The organism is Comamonas piscis, from assembly GCF_014109725.1.
Taxonomy (GTDB): domain Bacteria; phylum Pseudomonadota; class Gammaproteobacteria; order Burkholderiales; family Burkholderiaceae_C; genus Comamonas; species Comamonas piscis.
In genome coordinates this window covers 3883064-3898078 of sequence record NZ_CP058554.1, presented here as the reverse complement: position 1 = coordinate 3898078, position 15015 = coordinate 3883064, and the positions used below count along the sequence as shown (strand labels likewise).

Below are 15015 nucleotides of genomic sequence, written 5' to 3'. Positions count from 1 at the left end.
CCGAAAGCAAGAGTATGAGTATCCAATGGTTCCCCGGGCATATGCACCTGACGCGCAAGCTGATTGCCGAGCGCATCAAAGACATCGATGTGGTCATCGAGGTGCTGGACGCGCGCATGCCCGGCTCCAGCGCCAACCCGGCGCTGACGGAGCTGACGGGCCACAAGCCCACCCTCAAGATCATCAACAAGCAGGACATGGCTGATGCCAGCCGCACGGCGCTGTGGGTGGCCTGGTATGAGGCGCAGTTCGAGACCAAGGCCTTACCGCTGGATGCGAGCGAGCCAGCACCCGCCAAGCGCCTGGTCGAGGCCTGCCGCCAACTCTCGCCCGGACGCGGCGGCATGGCCAAGCCCATGCGGGTGTTGATCTGCGGCGTGCCCAATGTCGGTAAGTCCACCCTGATCAACAGCATGAGCGGCAAGAGCCAGGCCAAGGCCGGTGACGAGGCCGGGGTGACCAAGGACGAGCAGCGCATTGTGCTGGCCGATGATTTCTACCTCTGGGACACGCCCGGCATGCTCTGGCCCAAGATCATCGTGCCGGAGTCCGGCTACAAGCTCGCGGTTTGCGGCTCGGTGGGCCGCAATGCCTATGACGATGAGCTGGTGGCGCTGGAGCTGCTGCTGTACCTGCAAAAGCACTACCCCCGCCAACTGGATGAGCGCTACAAGCTGGGCCTCGATGATGCGGAGCTGGCCGCGCTGGGCGATGACGAGCTGCTGACCCTCATTGGCAAAAAGCGCGGCGCGGTGATGAGCGGCGGCCGCATCAATATGCAAAAGGCCGCTGAGCTGCTGATCACCGACTTTCGCACCCAGATGCTGGGCCGTATCACCGTGGAGACCCCGGCAGAGTTTGAGCAGTGGCGCGCTGCCGGCGAGGCGGCCGAGGCCTTGCAACAGGCCAAGAAGGCCGAGCATGCCAAGCACCGCAAGGCGGGCCGCAAGCGTTATTGATCTGTAGCTGGCTCCAGCGGCGGTTTTGGCCGCTGTTGGCATGTTGCTGCGTTTTATGTGCAAAAAGCCGTGCAAAAGGGGCGGAAGCCAGCGGTTGTCGGTTTGTTTTATGCAACAGGCTGTATATGGGGCTTGCGTGATTGAGAAATTCACGCTATAGTCCAGCCTTCGTCTTCTTATCGCTGCAGTAACGAATGACCTTCTGCAGCGCATTATTGGGAGTTTTTGCTATGTCCTGTTTTATGTTCAACCCTCTCCACTGAACACGGTTTCTGCCCCGGCTAAACCATGTTCATATGGTTTAGCCTTGGCCCAGATCGCCGCCTGCAGCACTGCAGGCGGGATCGACAAAAGCCCTGGCTACGTCGCCGGGGCTTTTTGTTTTGGGGTCTTGCTGCGCCAGCTTATGGCTGAAGGCGCGCCAAGCCCCTGAGGAACCGCACAGATGAGTGCAAAAACCGTTTCCCGCGCCTTTGAAGAGGGCCGGGTCAAGGCCTTGCGCCGCATGAAGCAGCCTATCGCGCTGCTGATTGTGGCCGATGCCACTCCTTTCAACCCTGTTGCCAAAGCCATGGCCCAACGGCGTCTGTCCGGCGCTGCGGGCAAGCACATCCGCAGCCAAGGCGCCCAGCGCCGTGCCGACCGGATGGCTTTGCAACAGATGACCCGCAAAGCCGACCATGGGGATTGAGCGGCTGCGCAGGCTGAAGAGACAGCACAACATGAAAGAAATGAAAACCTCCCCGGAGCTATTGCTTCGCGTACAGATGCATGAGCGTCAGCAAAACCTGCAGGCCATTGCGGCCCAGCTGAAAACCGAATTGATCGGTATTGATGACGTGATTGACCGTGTGACGGGCGCCGTGCGCGCCTGGTATGTGATGCCCCAGCTCATTACCCGCCCTGTGATTGTGTGCCTGTGGGGATTGACAGGCACGGGCAAGACCCAGCTGACGCGCCGCCTGGCGCAGCTGCTGGGTTTTTATGATCGCTTTGTCGAAGTCCAGATGGACGGCTTCAGCCAAAACGGTGACAGCTATGGCGCATCCACTATCTCCGGCACGCTCGAGAGTGCGGGGCTGGTGGAAGGCGCGCCTGGCATCCTGGTGCTCGATGAGTTCCAGCGTTACCGCACGGTAAGCAGCCGTGGCGAAGACAGCAAGGTCGAGCGCTACCAGGATGTCTGGGCCTTGTTGTCCGATGGCAAGCTGCCACCGGCTTTGTCGGAGCTGCACAGCATCGAGCGCAAACTGGCGGATGCGCTCTATGACGCCGAGCGGGCCGAAGAAGACGATGCGCAGGAGCGGCGCAAAAAGCAGAAGATGCGCTACAAGATTGATGCCTGGGACGCGCAGGCCCTCAAGCGCAGCCTGAAGCTCGATGCGCCCTTGCTGGACATCATGCAGTGGAGCAATGACTACATTCACCAGCTGCTGGTCCAGTTTCGTAGCTCTCAGCAATCCTGGGAGACCGATTACAGCAAGCTGCTGGTCTTTGTCTGTGGCAACCTCGATGAGATGTACTCGGAGACGGCCAGCCGCGTCGAGGACTGCGACACCGATGCCGACATCTTCCACCGGCTCACCAGCCGCTTGTCGCTGATCGATGTCAAGCGGGCCTTGGCCGAACGCTTCAAACCCGAGCAGATCGCCCGGCTGGGCAACCAGCATGTGATCTACCCGTCGTTCAGCCGCTCGACCTATGAGCAGCTGATTGCGATGACCGTGCACAACTATGTGCAAGGCATTGAGGCCAACTGCGGGCTGCGCTTTGTCATCGGCCCGGATGTGCTGGCGCAGATCTACCAGAACGCCGTCTTTCCCACCCAAGGGACGCGGCCGCTGTTCTCGTCGGTGCACACGATCTTGTCGAGTGCCTTGGTGGATGCGGCGCTGTGGGCGCTGGAGCAGGGCGCGCAGGCAGGGCAGCCATTGCAGGTGCAAATGGCCGCTGGCGCGGCGCAGCTGCAGGTGCAACTGGCGCTGCCGGATGCGCCAGCGCCGTTGCAACAGTGCTTTGCCGTGCCGCTGGATCTGAACAAGGTCAAGCAGCGCACCAGCGCGGATTTTCGGGCCTTGCTGGCGGTGCATGAGGCGGGGCATGGTCTGGTCTATGCATTGCTGTTTGGCCGCACGCCGCAAGAGCTGAAGATCAACATCGCTACCTTCGAAGGCGGCTACAACAGCTTTACTGAGCTGCAGGCCACCTCGAAGCGCAATATGCTGGACATGGTTTGCGTGGGCCTGGCGGGCCGCGCGGCCGAGCGCCATGTGTTTGGCCAGGAGGCCTGTACCACCGGGGCCGAGCAGGACATCCTGCAGACTACGGCGGATGCGGCGCGTTACCTGCGCCATCTGGGTTTTGGGGCGCGCCTGTCGCGCACCGATGTGGCCCAGGAGCCGGGCGACAACACCAATACCGAAGTGGCAGCCACCAATGCCGGTATCGAGGCCTTGCTGCAAGCGCAGATGCTGCGTGCGCAGGACTTGCTGGTGCAGCACAACGCCTTGCTGATGGCAATGACCAGCTTGCTGCTGCGGGAGGGCCTGATCAGCCCGGCCGCGATGGCACAGCTGTGTGCCGCGCATGGCCAGGTGGTGCAAGCCAGTGCGGCGCAGATCCCGGATGCCGCAGAACAAAAATGGGTGCTGGAGCCCTATGCCGACATGCTGGCCAAGCATGACCAGCGCCCTCAGATAGCCTGAACGCGCCAGCTGAGGTCTATCTTTTTATGCCGCCCGCTGCAAAGCCGGCGGCATTTTTTATCGGCGCTTAGGGTGCTTTGGCAGGGGCGCTGGCAGCGGCTGCGGTATCGGCCCCCTTGCCCGTCAACTGCCGCACCGTGTAGCCCTGCTTTTGCAGCAGCTCCAGCAGGTTGTTGTCGCCCACCATGTGCAGCAGGCCGACGGCGATAAAGAGATTGGGTTGCGCTGTAATCATGGCTGGCAGCCGTTCGGCCATGCGCTGGTTGCGGTTGTCGAGCAGTGCCGCCTTCATGCCCATGTCGCCCAGGCACTGGCAATCGCGCGTCAGCTGGTCCAGGGCTACCAGGTCACCGCTTTCCCAATGGTGCACCAGGTCCAGCGCCACCTGGCGGTTTTTGCCGCTGTCGATGTCATCCAGGGCCTTGCGGATGTCCTCGGGCGTGGCCAGTTGCGCCGGCACGCCATTGCCGCCCAGGCCCATGGCGACCAATTGCTCTTGCGCCGTCTCGATGGCTTTGACGGGGCGGCCGGCGGCATGGGCGATGGCTGCCAGGTTCACATCGATGCCGTAGGCGGGGTGGTAGCCGCTGCGGGCCACATCCTGCATGCCCAGCATGATGATGCGGGCGAGGGTGGAGGCGTTGGTCTGCCAGGTGCTGGTGTCTATGCAGGATTCAACTGCCATGCGGCCCATGCGCGCTTGCAGCTCAGGGTGCTGGCGCATGATGAGTTGTTGCCGGTCGCTGTCCTCGCGCATCGCCTGCGTCAGGGCCTGCAAGGTGGCGGGGTCGACCGGGTCCAGCTCCAGCGCAATCGCAGGGGCGCCGCGCAGCGCTTGTTGGGTGCGCGGGCCGGGAATGATCCAGGGCAGCTGCCCCACATGGATGCTGCCCCAGAGATAGGCGATATCGTCGCCCTTGCGCAGTTGCCAGAGCACACCCCGGTCGGGCTGCGGCTTGCGCGCCTCGGCCTGGTACACCGCCGGATCGGTAACCGGTGGTGCGGGGCAGGCGGGGTTGCTGGTGGGCGCTGGTTTTTCTGCCACAGGCGCACGTGCCTGGGCCGCATGGCCGCCGGCAAGCAAGGCCAGCCCGAGCAGTAACTGTGGAAAGCGGCGCAGCGCGCGTGCGGCGTGCCGGGGAAGTTGGATGAGGCTGGGTAGACGCGGCAAAAGGGGCTCCAAGTCAGGCCGCAGCGGCCTCCAAAAACGGAGCGGCCTCTTGCGGCAGTGGGGGCTTAGCGCAGCGCCTGGGTCTCCAGCCAGCGGCGTGCCAGTCGGTCCCAGAACTTCGCGCCCAGCGCGATGTTGTTGTCGTTGAAATCATAGCCGGGGTTGTGCAGCCCCACGCCCGGTTGGCCATCGGCGCCATTGCCGATCCAGCCATAGGCGCCGGGTACTTCTTCGAGCATGAAGCCAAAGTCCTCGGCCGTCATCGCCGGCAGCACATCGGTGTGGGCATGGGTGTTGCCGACCATCTCACGCATCACCTCGCCCATGAAGAGCGCCTCTTTGCGGTGGTTGGTGGTGTTGGGGTAGCCGGGTTTGATGATGACTTCGGCGCTGGCAAAGTGCGCCTCGGCGATGTGGCTGCAGACGCGGTGCAGGCCGTCGATGAGAAACTGCTGGGAGGCCAGGGTCAGGTTGCGGCAGGTGCCGTAGATGCGCGCCTCATCGGGGATGATGTTCTCTACCGTGCCGGACTCGATCTTGCCCACGGTCAGCACGGCGGCATCGAGCGGATCGGTGCCGCGCGAGACCAGGGTTTGCAGCTGGCCGACGATGGAGCAGGCCACGGGGATCGGGTCCACCGTGGTGTGGGGCAGCGCCGCATGGCCGCCCCGGCCGCGCACGACGATCTCAAAGCGCAGCGCAGCGGCCATGATCGGTCCCACGCGCACCCCCATCTGGCCTTGCGGCAGCGCCGGCCAGTTGTGCAGTGCGAACACCGCCTGGCAGGGGAACTGGGTAAACAGGCCGTCCTGCATCATCGCGCGGGCGCCCGCGCCGCCTTCTTCACCGGGCTGGAAGATCAGGTGTACGGTGCCATCAAAATCACGCTGCGCCGCCAGCAGCTCAGCGGCACCCATCACCATGGTCGTGTGGCCGTCGTGGCCGCAGGCATGCATGCGGCCCGGGTACTGGCTGATGTGGCCAAACTGGTTGGTCTCTTGCACCGGCAGCGCATCCATATCGGCGCGGATGCCGATGGCTGGCCCGGGGTTGCTGGCATCGCGCCCCCGGCCGTAGATGCTGGCCACAATGCCGGTGGTGCCCATGCCGCGCAGCATGGGGATGCCCAGCGCCGTCAGGTAGGCCGCAATCTTGTCGGCAGTGCGGTTCTCTTCATACTTCAGCTCGGGGTGCATGTGCAGATCACGGCGGAATGCGGTGAGCTGGTTGATGTTGGGCGCGTTGTCTTGGTCGAGGTACATGGTTTCTCTCTCGTGTCGGTGCCGGCGGCCATGGGCTGCCATGCCTGGAATGCAAGCCTACCATTTTCCTCCTGCCCGCCCGGGGCGTCTGCGCGACAGCGCCGGGCCGCCCTTTAGGTGGCGCTGGGCCCAGATGCCTGGGCGTTCGGATGGGACAGCCTGCGGTCGGCCAGCAAGGCCGCCACATTGAGCAATGCAAGCACCGTGCCAGCGATGCAGGCGCCCGTCCAGCCGCCATGGTGCCAGGCCCAGGCGCCGATGGCCGAGCCGGCAGAGGCACCGATAAAGTAGCCCGTCATATAGCAGGCATTGATGCGCGAGCGCGCCTCGGGTGCCAGCCGGTAGATGACGTTCTGGTTGCAGATGTGGGTGCCTTGCAGCGCCAGCTCGATCACCAGCATGCCGACGATGAACAAAAACACCGAGTGCTGGCTGTACCAGAGCAGTGCCCAGTTGACGACCAGCAGCAGCACGGAGAAGGCGGTGGTCGGGCGCTCCAGGCCCTTGTCGACCAGGCGGCCTGCGGCATTGGCCATCAAGGCGCCGGCCACACCGGAGAGGCCAATCAATCCGATCGACGAATCACTCAAACCGTGCTCAGGGCCGCCGAGCATCAAGGCCATCGTGGAAAACAACACGCTGACCGACGCAAAGGCCAGGCCACCCAACAAGGTGCGGGTGCGCAGGCGTGGCTGTGTGCGGATCAACGTGGCCATACTGCCCAGCACCTGGCCATAGGGCAGGCGTGCGCCGCTGTGCGCCACCTTGGGCAGCACCCGGTACAGCGCCAGCGCCACCAGCACCATGGCCACACCGCCCGCCTTGTAGACGAGGCTCCAGCCGCCCACGGCCGACAACAAACCGGCAACGGTGCGCGACAGCAAGATGCCGGTGAGCAAACCGCTCATCACCAGGCCGACGGCGCGGCCGCTGGATTCACGTGGTGCCAGGCTGGCGGCCATCGGCACCAGCACCTGGGCTGCGACCGAGAACAAACCGGTCACCAGGGTGCCCAGCACCAGCGCCGTGAAGGGCGAGGGCATCCACTCGGCAAAGCCGCTGACGAGCAGGCCAATCGCTGCGAGCAGCATCAGGCCCACGGTCAGTTTGCGGCGCTCCAGCATATCGCCCAGCGGCACCAGAAACAGCAGGCCGATGGCATACGACACCTGCGCGCAGGTGACCAGGATGCCGGCCGTGCTTTCGCTCACCTGCAGCGCATGCGCGATGGAGTTGAGCAGCGGTTGGTTGAAGTAATTGGCCCCTGCGCACAGGCCGCAGGCGGTTGCCATCAGCAGCAGGACGGCGGGGCTGAGGGTGGGGCTGAGGGTGGGGCCTGGGGCAGCAGCGGGGCTGGCGGAAGAAGATGTTGTTGGTTGTTTTTGCACGGGGCGAGTGTGCGCGCATCTGAAAAACTATGTGCGGCTCTGGTCTTGCGATGGTGGCGTTGTACGCCGCCCCGGTTTGTCAATCACGTGACCATTGCGGGCTGCGCAGCAGCGCCTGCCATTGCTGCAGGCTGGGGTGCGATTGCGGCTCGCCACTGCCAGGTGCTGATGCTGATGCTGGCTGCGGCGCTACTGGCGCAAACTGCAGGCCACTCTCAATCTGCAAAGGCACTTGGGTATAAGGGTGCTGCAGCGACAGCGACCAGGCATGCAGCCACAGCCGCTGCAGCCCCAGGCGCTCGGCCCACCAGCGGTTCAGGGGGCCCTTGCCATGCGTGGCATCACCGATGATGGGGTGGGCGATGTGCTTGAGGTGGCGGCGGATCTGGTGGCGGCGCCCGGTGTGCGGCTCGGCTTGCACGAGGGACAGGCGCGTGCCGGCAAAGCGCGCGTCATAGGTATCGGCATGTTCCAGCGTGGCCAGGCGGGCAAAGCGGGTTTGCGCTGGCTGGGCTGCCGCGTCCTCGGGTGCATCATCCGGGCGCAGCGCGTGGTCTACCTCCGCATGCAGCGGTGCCCAGCCACGCACCATCGCCAGGTAGCGCTTGCCGATCTGGTGGTTTTCAAACTGCTGCCGCGTGCGGCTGGCTGCTTCTGCATGCAGCGCCAGCAGCAGCACGCCGCAGGTGCCCTTGTCCAGCCGGTGCAGCGGAAACACATGCTTGCCAATCTGGTCGCGCAAGGTCTGCACGATAAAGCGTGTCTCACCCGCATCCAGCCCCGTGCGGTGCACCAGCCATTGGGCCGGCTTGTAGATGGCGATCAGATGCTCGTCGCGCCAGAGCACGGGCAGAGGCTGGTCCTGGGCATGGGGGTGGGCGACGGAGGCAGGGATCATGGGCATGGCTGGGGGCCTATTCTAAGGCGCGGGTGCAGGGCTAAACCTTGCACCTGCGCCCGCGCGCGCAAGGGGCTGCAGCCTATCCCACCAGAGGCTATTTGCCCGCCGAGGTGTACTGCGCATCCTCAAAGCGGTTCACCCTCCATAGGCTCGGGAAGAGCCGCGTCCATAGCCCCACCACCAGCAGCGAGCACAGCCCGCCAGCAACGGCAGCCGGCACGGCGCCCAGCAGGGCGGCACTGGTGCCGGCGCGGAACTCGCCCAGTTCGTTGGACGAGCCGATGAACAGCATGTTGACGGCATTGACGCGGCCGCGCATGTTGTCAGGCGTGGCAAATTGCAGCAGCGAGCCGCGCACATAGACGCTTACCATATCGGCGGCGCCAGCAATCGCCAGCGCCAGGCAGGACAGCCACAGCCAGTGCGACAGCGAGAACACCAGGTTAGCGATGCCGAACACGGCCACGGCCAGCATCATGCGACGACCCACCTGGGTGCCAAAGGGGCGGCTGCTGAGGTAGAGGCCAGCGCAGACCTCGCCGATGGCCATGGCGCTGCGCAGCAGGCCCAGGCCCTCAGGCCCGGTGTGCAGCACCTCATGGGCATAGATGGGCAACAGCGCGACCACGCCGCCCAGCAGCACCGCAAACAGATCGAGCGAGATGGTGCCCAGGACCATGGGGCGGCCAAAGATAAAGCGGATGCCGGCGCCAAAGCGCTGCCAGATCGAATCGCGCGGGGCGCCGGGCTCGGTCACTATCTTGGGTGCTGCATACAGCACCTTGACCCGTAGCAGCAGCGCCGTGCCGACGGCGAAGGCCAGCATGCACACGCCATAGGTCCATACGGCCCCGCCCGCTGCGTACAAAAAGCCGCCCAGCATGGGCGCAACAATCGCCGAGCAGCGCATCACCACGCTGTTAGTGGCAATGGCTTTGGGCAGCAGCGCCATGGGCACCAACTGCGGCAACAGGCTTTGCAGTGCCGGGCCTGAGAAAGCACGGGTGGCCCCATACAGCACCAGCACCGCATAAATACCTGCCACGCCCGCGTTGCCATGGCCGGAGAGCCACAGCAGCAATGCGCTGCAGACACTGCCCAGCGCCCAGCTGGTGGCCAGCACCTTTTTGCGCGGCAGCCGGTCGATCAGCTCGCCAGCGGGCAAGAGCAGCAGCAGCATGGGGATGAACTGGGCCAGGCCGACAAAGGCCAGCGCCATCGGGTTGCGCGTCAGGTCATACACCTGCCAGGCCACCACAACCGCTTGGATCTGGGTGGCGCCGACAGCGAATACGCGCGCGATCAGGAAAATGAGAAAGCCGCTGTGCTGGTCGCGCAGCAGCCGCGGAGGGGCAGATGGGGTAGTCGCTGGCATGGGGTTTTGCGCAGCCTGCGATGGCACCGCTGCTGCAACCGATGAATGGTTGTGGATTGTTGTGGCGCCATTCTGCCACGGCTGCTCAACTCTTATATAAGAGTTGGGCTTATCCATGCGGCAGGCAGGCCTTGCCCAAATGCGCGGGATGGCTGTGCGCGGTATTGGATGCGCGCCATGTGCTGCCAAGGGCTGGCCGGCGCTGGGCCCAGAAACGCCAAACCCCCGTTGCCACGAAAGGGCAGCAACGGGGGGGGCTTGTGGCCTCAAAGAAGGCCGGGCTCAGGCTCTGCCTACAACGGGCGCCACAGGCGCCAGCGGGCCGCTATCAAGGGGCTTTGGCGGTCTCCACCGTCATGTCCAGCACATAGGCGTAGCGCGATGCATCTGCCGGCGGGTTGGCGATGGTGTAGCGCTTGACCCGCAGCACATTGCTGTAACCGGCTTCATGTTGGTAGCCTTCGATGTTGCCGTAGAAGTGCTGCCAGTCGCCCGCCACGGTCTTGCGGCCGTTGCTGTCATAACGCAGTTCACGTACCTGCAGGCACTGCACACCCTTGGCCACACCATGGTTGCAAGGCTTGGTCTGCGGGCCTACTTCGTAGAACATGGTCTCGCCGGCGTTGCCGTACTTGGTGGCGTTAGTAGGCACCGACTTCAGCAGCCAGCGGCTGCCGTCGTTGAAGTGCAGGGTCAGGCGCGGGGCATTATTGTCTTGCGTGATGCGCAGGCTCTCGGCACGGGTGATCTGTGCGCTCACCGCTTGCTCCAGCTGCATCAAGGGGGGCTCGCAAGCCATCATCGTACCGATCGGGTTGGTGATGCTGATCTTGTCGCCATCGAGCTGGTAGCCAGCGCCCATCACATTGCAGAGGTTGCCAATGCTCACGCGGTGCGCCGTCTTGGCATCCCCGCTGAAGCCCAGGCGCAGTACCTTCTTCGGTGCCAGCGCGGTGAAGGCGGGCAGCGCGCGGCCGGCCTGGTCCTCGGCACGTTCCAGGTCCCAGTGGTAGGCCTGCAGGGTCTTGTCAGCGGCAGAGGCGTTCATGGCGGGTACGGTGCTGCCCGTGGCCGGTGCCACGGAGGTGGAGGACGGGGTGCTGCTGCAGGCGGCCAGGGCCATGGCTGCGGCTGCGCTCAGGCTCATCAGTTTCCAACGTTGCATAGTGCGTTTTTCCTTGTTCTAGGCAGCGCCTGCATGCGCGCTGCGGTGAGTGAAAGCAAACTTAGCTTGTCATGGTAGGGCCCGCCAGCCTGCGCTGGTGTAGGCCAAGCTTGGCGCTTTTCAGCCCCCTCATGCCGGCTGTTGCGGAGGCGACTGCCTAATTCTTAGGCGTATGGAAATTATTGAAGCAGGCCAATAGCTTGCCATCTTGTCCAGAGCCTTGTCCACATGCTGACCCACAGATATCTGGGATAACCACAGGCGCTTGCATCAGGCCGTCAGGAAAAGTGCAGGATCGACCATGCTGCGGTTGAGCATCACGCCCCAGTGCAGGTGAGGGCCAGTCACACGGCCGGTGGCGCCCACCTTGCCGATGACCTCGCCAGCGCGCACGGTCTGCCCTTCGCGCACCTGGGTGGCACTCAGGTGGCAGTACATGGTCAAAAAGCCGCCACCATGGTCCATCCAGATAGTGTGCCCGTTGAAGAAGTAGTCACCCACATCGATGATCTTGCCATCCAGCGGTGCCTTGATCGGCGTGCCGGTGCCGGCTGCGATGTCCATGCCGCTGTGCGGATTGCGGGACTGGCCGTTGAACACGCGGCGCAAGCCAAATGAGCTGGAGCGCCGGCCAGGCACGGGCACCGGAAGCTGCAGGTTGGCAGGCAGTGGCGTGCTGAAGGTGGCCATCACCTGTTGCTGGTGGTCGCGCTCGCGTTCGTAGCGGGTATTGTCGGCGGCAGACAAGTCGACCGTCTTGGGTGCCACCTTCAAACGTTGCTCGCTGTATTTCTTGTCGCGCACGGTGAAGGGGATGCTGCGTGAGCCGCTGGGCGTTTGCAGCTTGATCTCTGCAGCACCGGTGGCGGCCGACAGCGGTATGCCGACCAGTGCCGTCCACTCAATGGCATCGCCGAGCACCAACAGTGGAATGTCGCCCGCAAAAGCCTGGGGCCGCTCTGCCGCAGGGCCGAGCGACAGGCGGGCGACGCCGCCGGGAACGCGTGAGTCGGCAGGCCAGCCGTCGGTCGCAGCGGCCTGCGCGCTGTGCAGCCAGGGCAGCAGCACCAAGCCGCTTCCAGCCTGTAGCAAAAGGCGGCGTTGCAGGCGCGAGGAATCGGTAGGGCGGGCGGAGTCTGGCATGGACATGGTGGTGGGCAGCGTGGTTGGAGGTGCTTTTAAAAGCATAGCGCCTCGGGCTTTTCCATCAAGGGTAAATGCCGCGCATAATATGCAAAATTTGGTAAACCAATGAGGCGCTGTTGGCGCCCATCGCGCCGACTGTTAGCATGCAAGGCCGCCTGGTATTGTCGCTAGGCAGTGGGTGTGGTTCGTTCAGCACCGCTGCTGTACAGGCGTTGGCTGACATCCTGCCGCAGTGGCATCCTTTACAGTGGTGCGCTTGGGCCTGTATCCATGGCGTCCAGGTCATCATGTTGTTTCGGGAGTTCGTTTCTTTCATGTTCGGCAAGCATTCAGATCTACTTTCACTGGCTGCATTCAGCAGTTGCAAACCTCAGCGCGCTTTGGTGGGCGGGTCCTTGGTGGTGGCTTTGGCGCTTGGGCTATCGGGTTGCGGCAGCTTGGACCGTGAGTCCGACAGCCACCGCTACAACGTGGTGGCCGCTGAAACCTTTGGATCGTCTGCCACCTACACGCGGCTTTTTGATGCGCCACCCGAGCGCGCCTGCGAGGCCGCACGCCGTGCGCTGCTGAGCCAGGGCTATCTGATCAATGTCTCCAAGGGCAAAGAGGTGGAAGGCCAAAAGAGCTTCCAACCAGCGACCGACAACCACCAGATCATCACCATCCGCGTGGTTTGCGCGGCTGACACCAAGGACGGCAAGGTGACCCTGGGCTTTGTGTCTGCGCTCAAGGACACCTACAACCTCAAGAAAAGCAGCAACTCGGCCAGCGTGGGTGTCGGCGCCTTGGGTTCGCTCTCGCTGCCGTTTTCTGCCGGCAATGATTCGATGGTCAAGGTGGGCAGCGAGACCGTCAGCTCGGCCACTTTCTACGACAGCTTCTTTGACCTGATCAAATCCTATCTGCGCCAAGACGAGGAGCTGCGCCAGCAGAGCCTGACCGGCGATGAGGAATTCGTCGAGTAGTTCGCAGGCGGCATGCCCGCTTAGTTGGCACACTGCGCATCGCACAGCAAAAAGCCCGCCATCGTTGAGATGGCGGGCTTGGTTTTTTGTGGCGCTGGCGCTGCCGTTTATGGCATGGCGGACAGCAGACCCATCATGCCATTTTGGTCCAGCGGCTTGCCATTGGCCTGCAGCTGGCCTTGTTCCCACTGCAGCTTCGAGCTCATGCGGTCGCCGTTCTCGACCAGCAAGCCGGCTTGCACCAGACCACTCAAACGCGCGTTGACGTCCTCTTGCACAGTGCTTGCCAATTGCTTCTCGTCAATGTCCGAGACTTCGTTTTCCAGCAGGTAGGTCTCACGCACTTTGCTGGCGTAGAGAGACTGCAGCACGGGCTTGGGCATATCCAGGCGCAGCTGGGCTTTGAGGTCCATCATGGGGTTGATCTGTTTGCTCGCATCGCCTTGGTAGGCCAGCGATGCGGCCATCTCGGACGTGCCTTCTGCCGTGCGCCAGCTGATGCGCTTGACGTCGAGCTCTGGCTTGCGCGCCAGCAACTGCTGCATGCCTTGGAGTAGCAGCATTTGCAGCGCTTCTGGATCGCCCTGGGCCTTTTGCGATTCCTTGGTGAACTGGTTCAGCCAGCCCGCGTCCAGGTTGTTGAGGGTCATGTCCATGACCATGTCGTCAATTTTGTGGTCCTTTTGTACAAAGGATTTGACGGTGCCATTGATGCTGCTGTTGACCGACTCACCGGCGAGCTGGGTGTCGCCCACCAGTTTCAGGTCTTTCAGCTCAGCGGGGTCTTCGCCGTTCTTGGGCGTGATCTTGAGGCTGGCCAGCGCCCACTCGATGCTGCCCACCATGAACTCATGGCCGCTGGGCTGGTGCATGTCAAAGCGCATGGTGTTGCCGCTCATCAGCATCTCGGAGGCCTGGCCCTCGTCTTCCTCACCGGGGGTGGACTGCAGCTGCAGGCTGGGCATCGATGCATCGCCCTTGATGCGGCTGAAATCGGAGGACATCTCGAAGTCCGACTTGAAGCCACCAAAAGCGAGCTTGTCACCACCAAATTCGCCGTTGAAGGCCGGTGAGGTCACCTCGTTTTGGGTGCTCTTGGACCAGCCCACCTGGCTCTTCCAGACCAGGGGCGCTTTGTTCTTGAAGGCCACGACCCATTCAGGCGGTGCATCGGGGTTGATCGCAAAGGTGGAGACGATCTCTGCCAAGTGCGCAATGGGCAGCGGGCCATGGCTGATGGCGTGCTGGGCGGTGAACTGCAGCTTTTCTTCGCCGGTGTCCACCGTCCACAGGGTTTGGGCAGTCGACGAGAAAATGCCCTTTTGGTATTCCTTGACTTGCACCAGCAGTGGCGGCTTGCTCCACTCCTGGGCGGCGGTGGCAAAACCTGCTTCGATGTTGTTGCCAACGATATAGCCGGTGGCTGCGCCACCCGCGACCAGCACGGCCACGGCTGCGGCAATGCCGATGCCTAGTTTTTTCATGGTGTTCCCCTCTGGTGTATGAAACTGGATGCGTAAGGCTTCTTTGATTTGTTGTCGCTGTACGCTTTGTGAAGCGTGCATTGTAGGGGGCGCTTCGCAACAGAGGCAACGCCCAATTGCCTGCCTGTGTGAGCAGGTGTTGCCGCCTTGCGATAGCCGCAATATCTAGGGCCCCTCTGCAAAACTCCCTGCCGTGGTCTGAACGCGGTCTCTGGCGATCCGCTGCGTTGTCTTCCTTGTCAATAGCTTGCTATTGACTGCAAAAGACGCCTTGCCGCTCATCCCGATCCGCGTCCATCCCGCTTGGGCGAGGGCTTTGCAGAGGATCCCTATGGCCCCTCTGCAAAACTCCCTGCCGTGGTCTGAACGCGGGCTCGGGCGATCCGCTGCGTTGTCTTCCTTGTCAATAGCTTGCTATTGACTGCAAAAGACGCCTTGCGGCTCATCCCGATCCGCCTCCATCCCGCTTGGGCGAGGGTTTTGCAGAGGATCCC

General features: G+C 63.2%; 12 protein-coding genes. 4 read left to right on the top strand and 8 right to left on the bottom strand.

Translation table 11 applies throughout. The features are described 5' to 3' along the window. Window positions 1-14 precede the first annotated feature (14 nt). From ylqF to HS961_RS17525, 3 genes are all read left to right on the top strand, one after another. Window positions 15-959, top strand: coding sequence for a ribosome biogenesis GTPase YlqF (ylqF, locus tag HS961_RS17535; RefSeq protein ID WP_182324195.1), 945 nt, complete (start codon window positions 15-17; stop codon window positions 957-959). A 445-nt stretch (window positions 960-1404) separates the two neighbouring features. Beyond that, window positions 1405-1650, top strand: coding sequence for a hypothetical protein (locus HS961_RS17530; protein WP_021027318.1), 246 nt, complete (start codon window positions 1405-1407; stop codon window positions 1648-1650). Between the two features lie 31 nt (window positions 1651-1681). Continuing rightward, complete coding sequence (locus HS961_RS17525; protein ID WP_238347643.1) at window positions 1682-3664, top strand: AAA family ATPase; 1983 nt, start codon at window positions 1682-1684, stop codon at window positions 3662-3664. A gap of 67 nt (window positions 3665-3731) precedes the next feature. On the opposite strand, the gene HS961_RS17520 is transcribed toward HS961_RS17525, so the two are convergent. The 7 genes from HS961_RS17520 to HS961_RS17490 all read right to left on the bottom strand — a co-directional run bounded on the left by HS961_RS17520 (window position 3732) and on the right by HS961_RS17490 (window position 12075). After that, a complete protein-coding gene (locus HS961_RS17520; protein WP_182324193.1) occupies window positions 3732-4835 on the bottom strand; it encodes a TraB/GumN family protein in 1104 nt (367 codons plus the stop codon). Window positions 4836-4900: 65 nt separating this feature from the next. Continuing rightward, a complete protein-coding gene (locus HS961_RS17515; RefSeq protein ID WP_182324191.1) occupies window positions 4901-6097 on the bottom strand; it encodes a M20 aminoacylase family protein in 1197 nt (398 codons plus the stop codon). 113 nt (window positions 6098-6210) lie between these two features. Further along, entirely contained in the window at window positions 6211-7485 is a 1275-nt protein-coding gene (locus HS961_RS17510) for an MFS transporter (protein ID WP_238347642.1), read from the bottom strand. Between the two features lie 79 nt (window positions 7486-7564). Further along, on the bottom strand, window positions 7565-8389 hold the full coding sequence (locus HS961_RS17505; protein ID WP_182324188.1) for a pseudouridine synthase: 825 nt from the start codon (window positions 8387-8389) through the stop codon (window positions 7565-7567). Between the two features lie 91 nt (window positions 8390-8480). Next, the gene (locus HS961_RS17500; protein ID WP_182324187.1) at window positions 8481-9761 is read right to left on the bottom strand and encodes an MFS transporter; all 1281 of its coding nucleotides are present in this window, start codon (window positions 9759-9761) and stop codon (window positions 8481-8483) included. Between the two features lie 328 nt (window positions 9762-10089). Next, window positions 10090-10926: an META and DUF4377 domain-containing protein gene (locus tag HS961_RS17495; protein ID WP_182324185.1), complete on the bottom strand. Its 837-nt coding sequence runs from the start codon at window positions 10924-10926 to the stop codon at window positions 10090-10092. 270 nt (window positions 10927-11196) lie between these two features. After that, the gene (locus HS961_RS17490; RefSeq protein ID WP_412101606.1) at window positions 11197-12075 is read right to left on the bottom strand and encodes a peptidoglycan DD-metalloendopeptidase family protein; all 879 of its coding nucleotides are present in this window, start codon (window positions 12073-12075) and stop codon (window positions 11197-11199) included. A gap of 434 nt (window positions 12076-12509) precedes the next feature. Between HS961_RS17490 and HS961_RS17485 the strand changes: the two genes are divergently transcribed. After that, on the top strand, window positions 12510-13037 hold the full coding sequence (locus tag HS961_RS17485) for a DUF2242 domain-containing protein (RefSeq protein WP_238347641.1): 528 nt from the start codon (window positions 12510-12512) through the stop codon (window positions 13035-13037). Between the two features lie 107 nt (window positions 13038-13144). On the opposite strand, the gene HS961_RS17480 is transcribed toward HS961_RS17485, so the two are convergent. Next, entirely contained in the window at window positions 13145-14521 is a 1377-nt protein-coding gene (locus HS961_RS17480) for a YdgA family protein (RefSeq protein WP_182324181.1), read from the bottom strand. Window positions 14522-15015 lie beyond the last annotated feature (494 nt).

What these genes read in the sequence shown, in the direction of transcription:
- HS961_RS17515 (WP_182324191.1), bottom strand. Translation starts at nt 6,097, where the DNA reads ATGTACCTCGACCAAGACAACGCGCCCAACATCAACCAGCTCACCGCA.
- HS961_RS17500 (WP_182324187.1), bottom strand. Translation starts at nt 9,761, where the DNA reads ATGCCAGCGACTACCCCATCTGCCCCTCCGCGGCTGCTGCGCGACCAG.
- HS961_RS17495 (WP_182324185.1), bottom strand. Translation starts at nt 10,926, where the DNA reads ATGCAACGTTGGAAACTGATGAGCCTGAGCGCAGCCGCAGCCATGGCC.
- HS961_RS17480 (WP_182324181.1), bottom strand. Translation starts at nt 14,521, where the DNA reads ATGAAAAAACTAGGCATCGGCATTGCCGCAGCCGTGGCCGTGCTGGTC.
- HS961_RS17525 (WP_238347643.1), top strand. Translation starts at nt 1,682, where the DNA reads ATGAAAGAAATGAAAACCTCCCCGGAGCTATTGCTTCGCGTACAGATG.
- HS961_RS17505 (WP_182324188.1), bottom strand. Translation starts at nt 8,389, where the DNA reads ATGCCCATGATCCCTGCCTCCGTCGCCCACCCCCATGCCCAGGACCAG.
- ylqF (WP_182324195.1), top strand. Translation starts at nt 15, where the DNA reads ATGAGTATCCAATGGTTCCCCGGGCATATGCACCTGACGCGCAAGCTG.
- HS961_RS17490 (WP_412101606.1), bottom strand. Translation starts at nt 12,075, where the DNA reads ATGTCCATGCCAGACTCCGCCCGCCCTACCGATTCCTCGCGCCTGCAA.
- HS961_RS17530 (WP_021027318.1), top strand. Translation starts at nt 1,405, where the DNA reads ATGAGTGCAAAAACCGTTTCCCGCGCCTTTGAAGAGGGCCGGGTCAAG.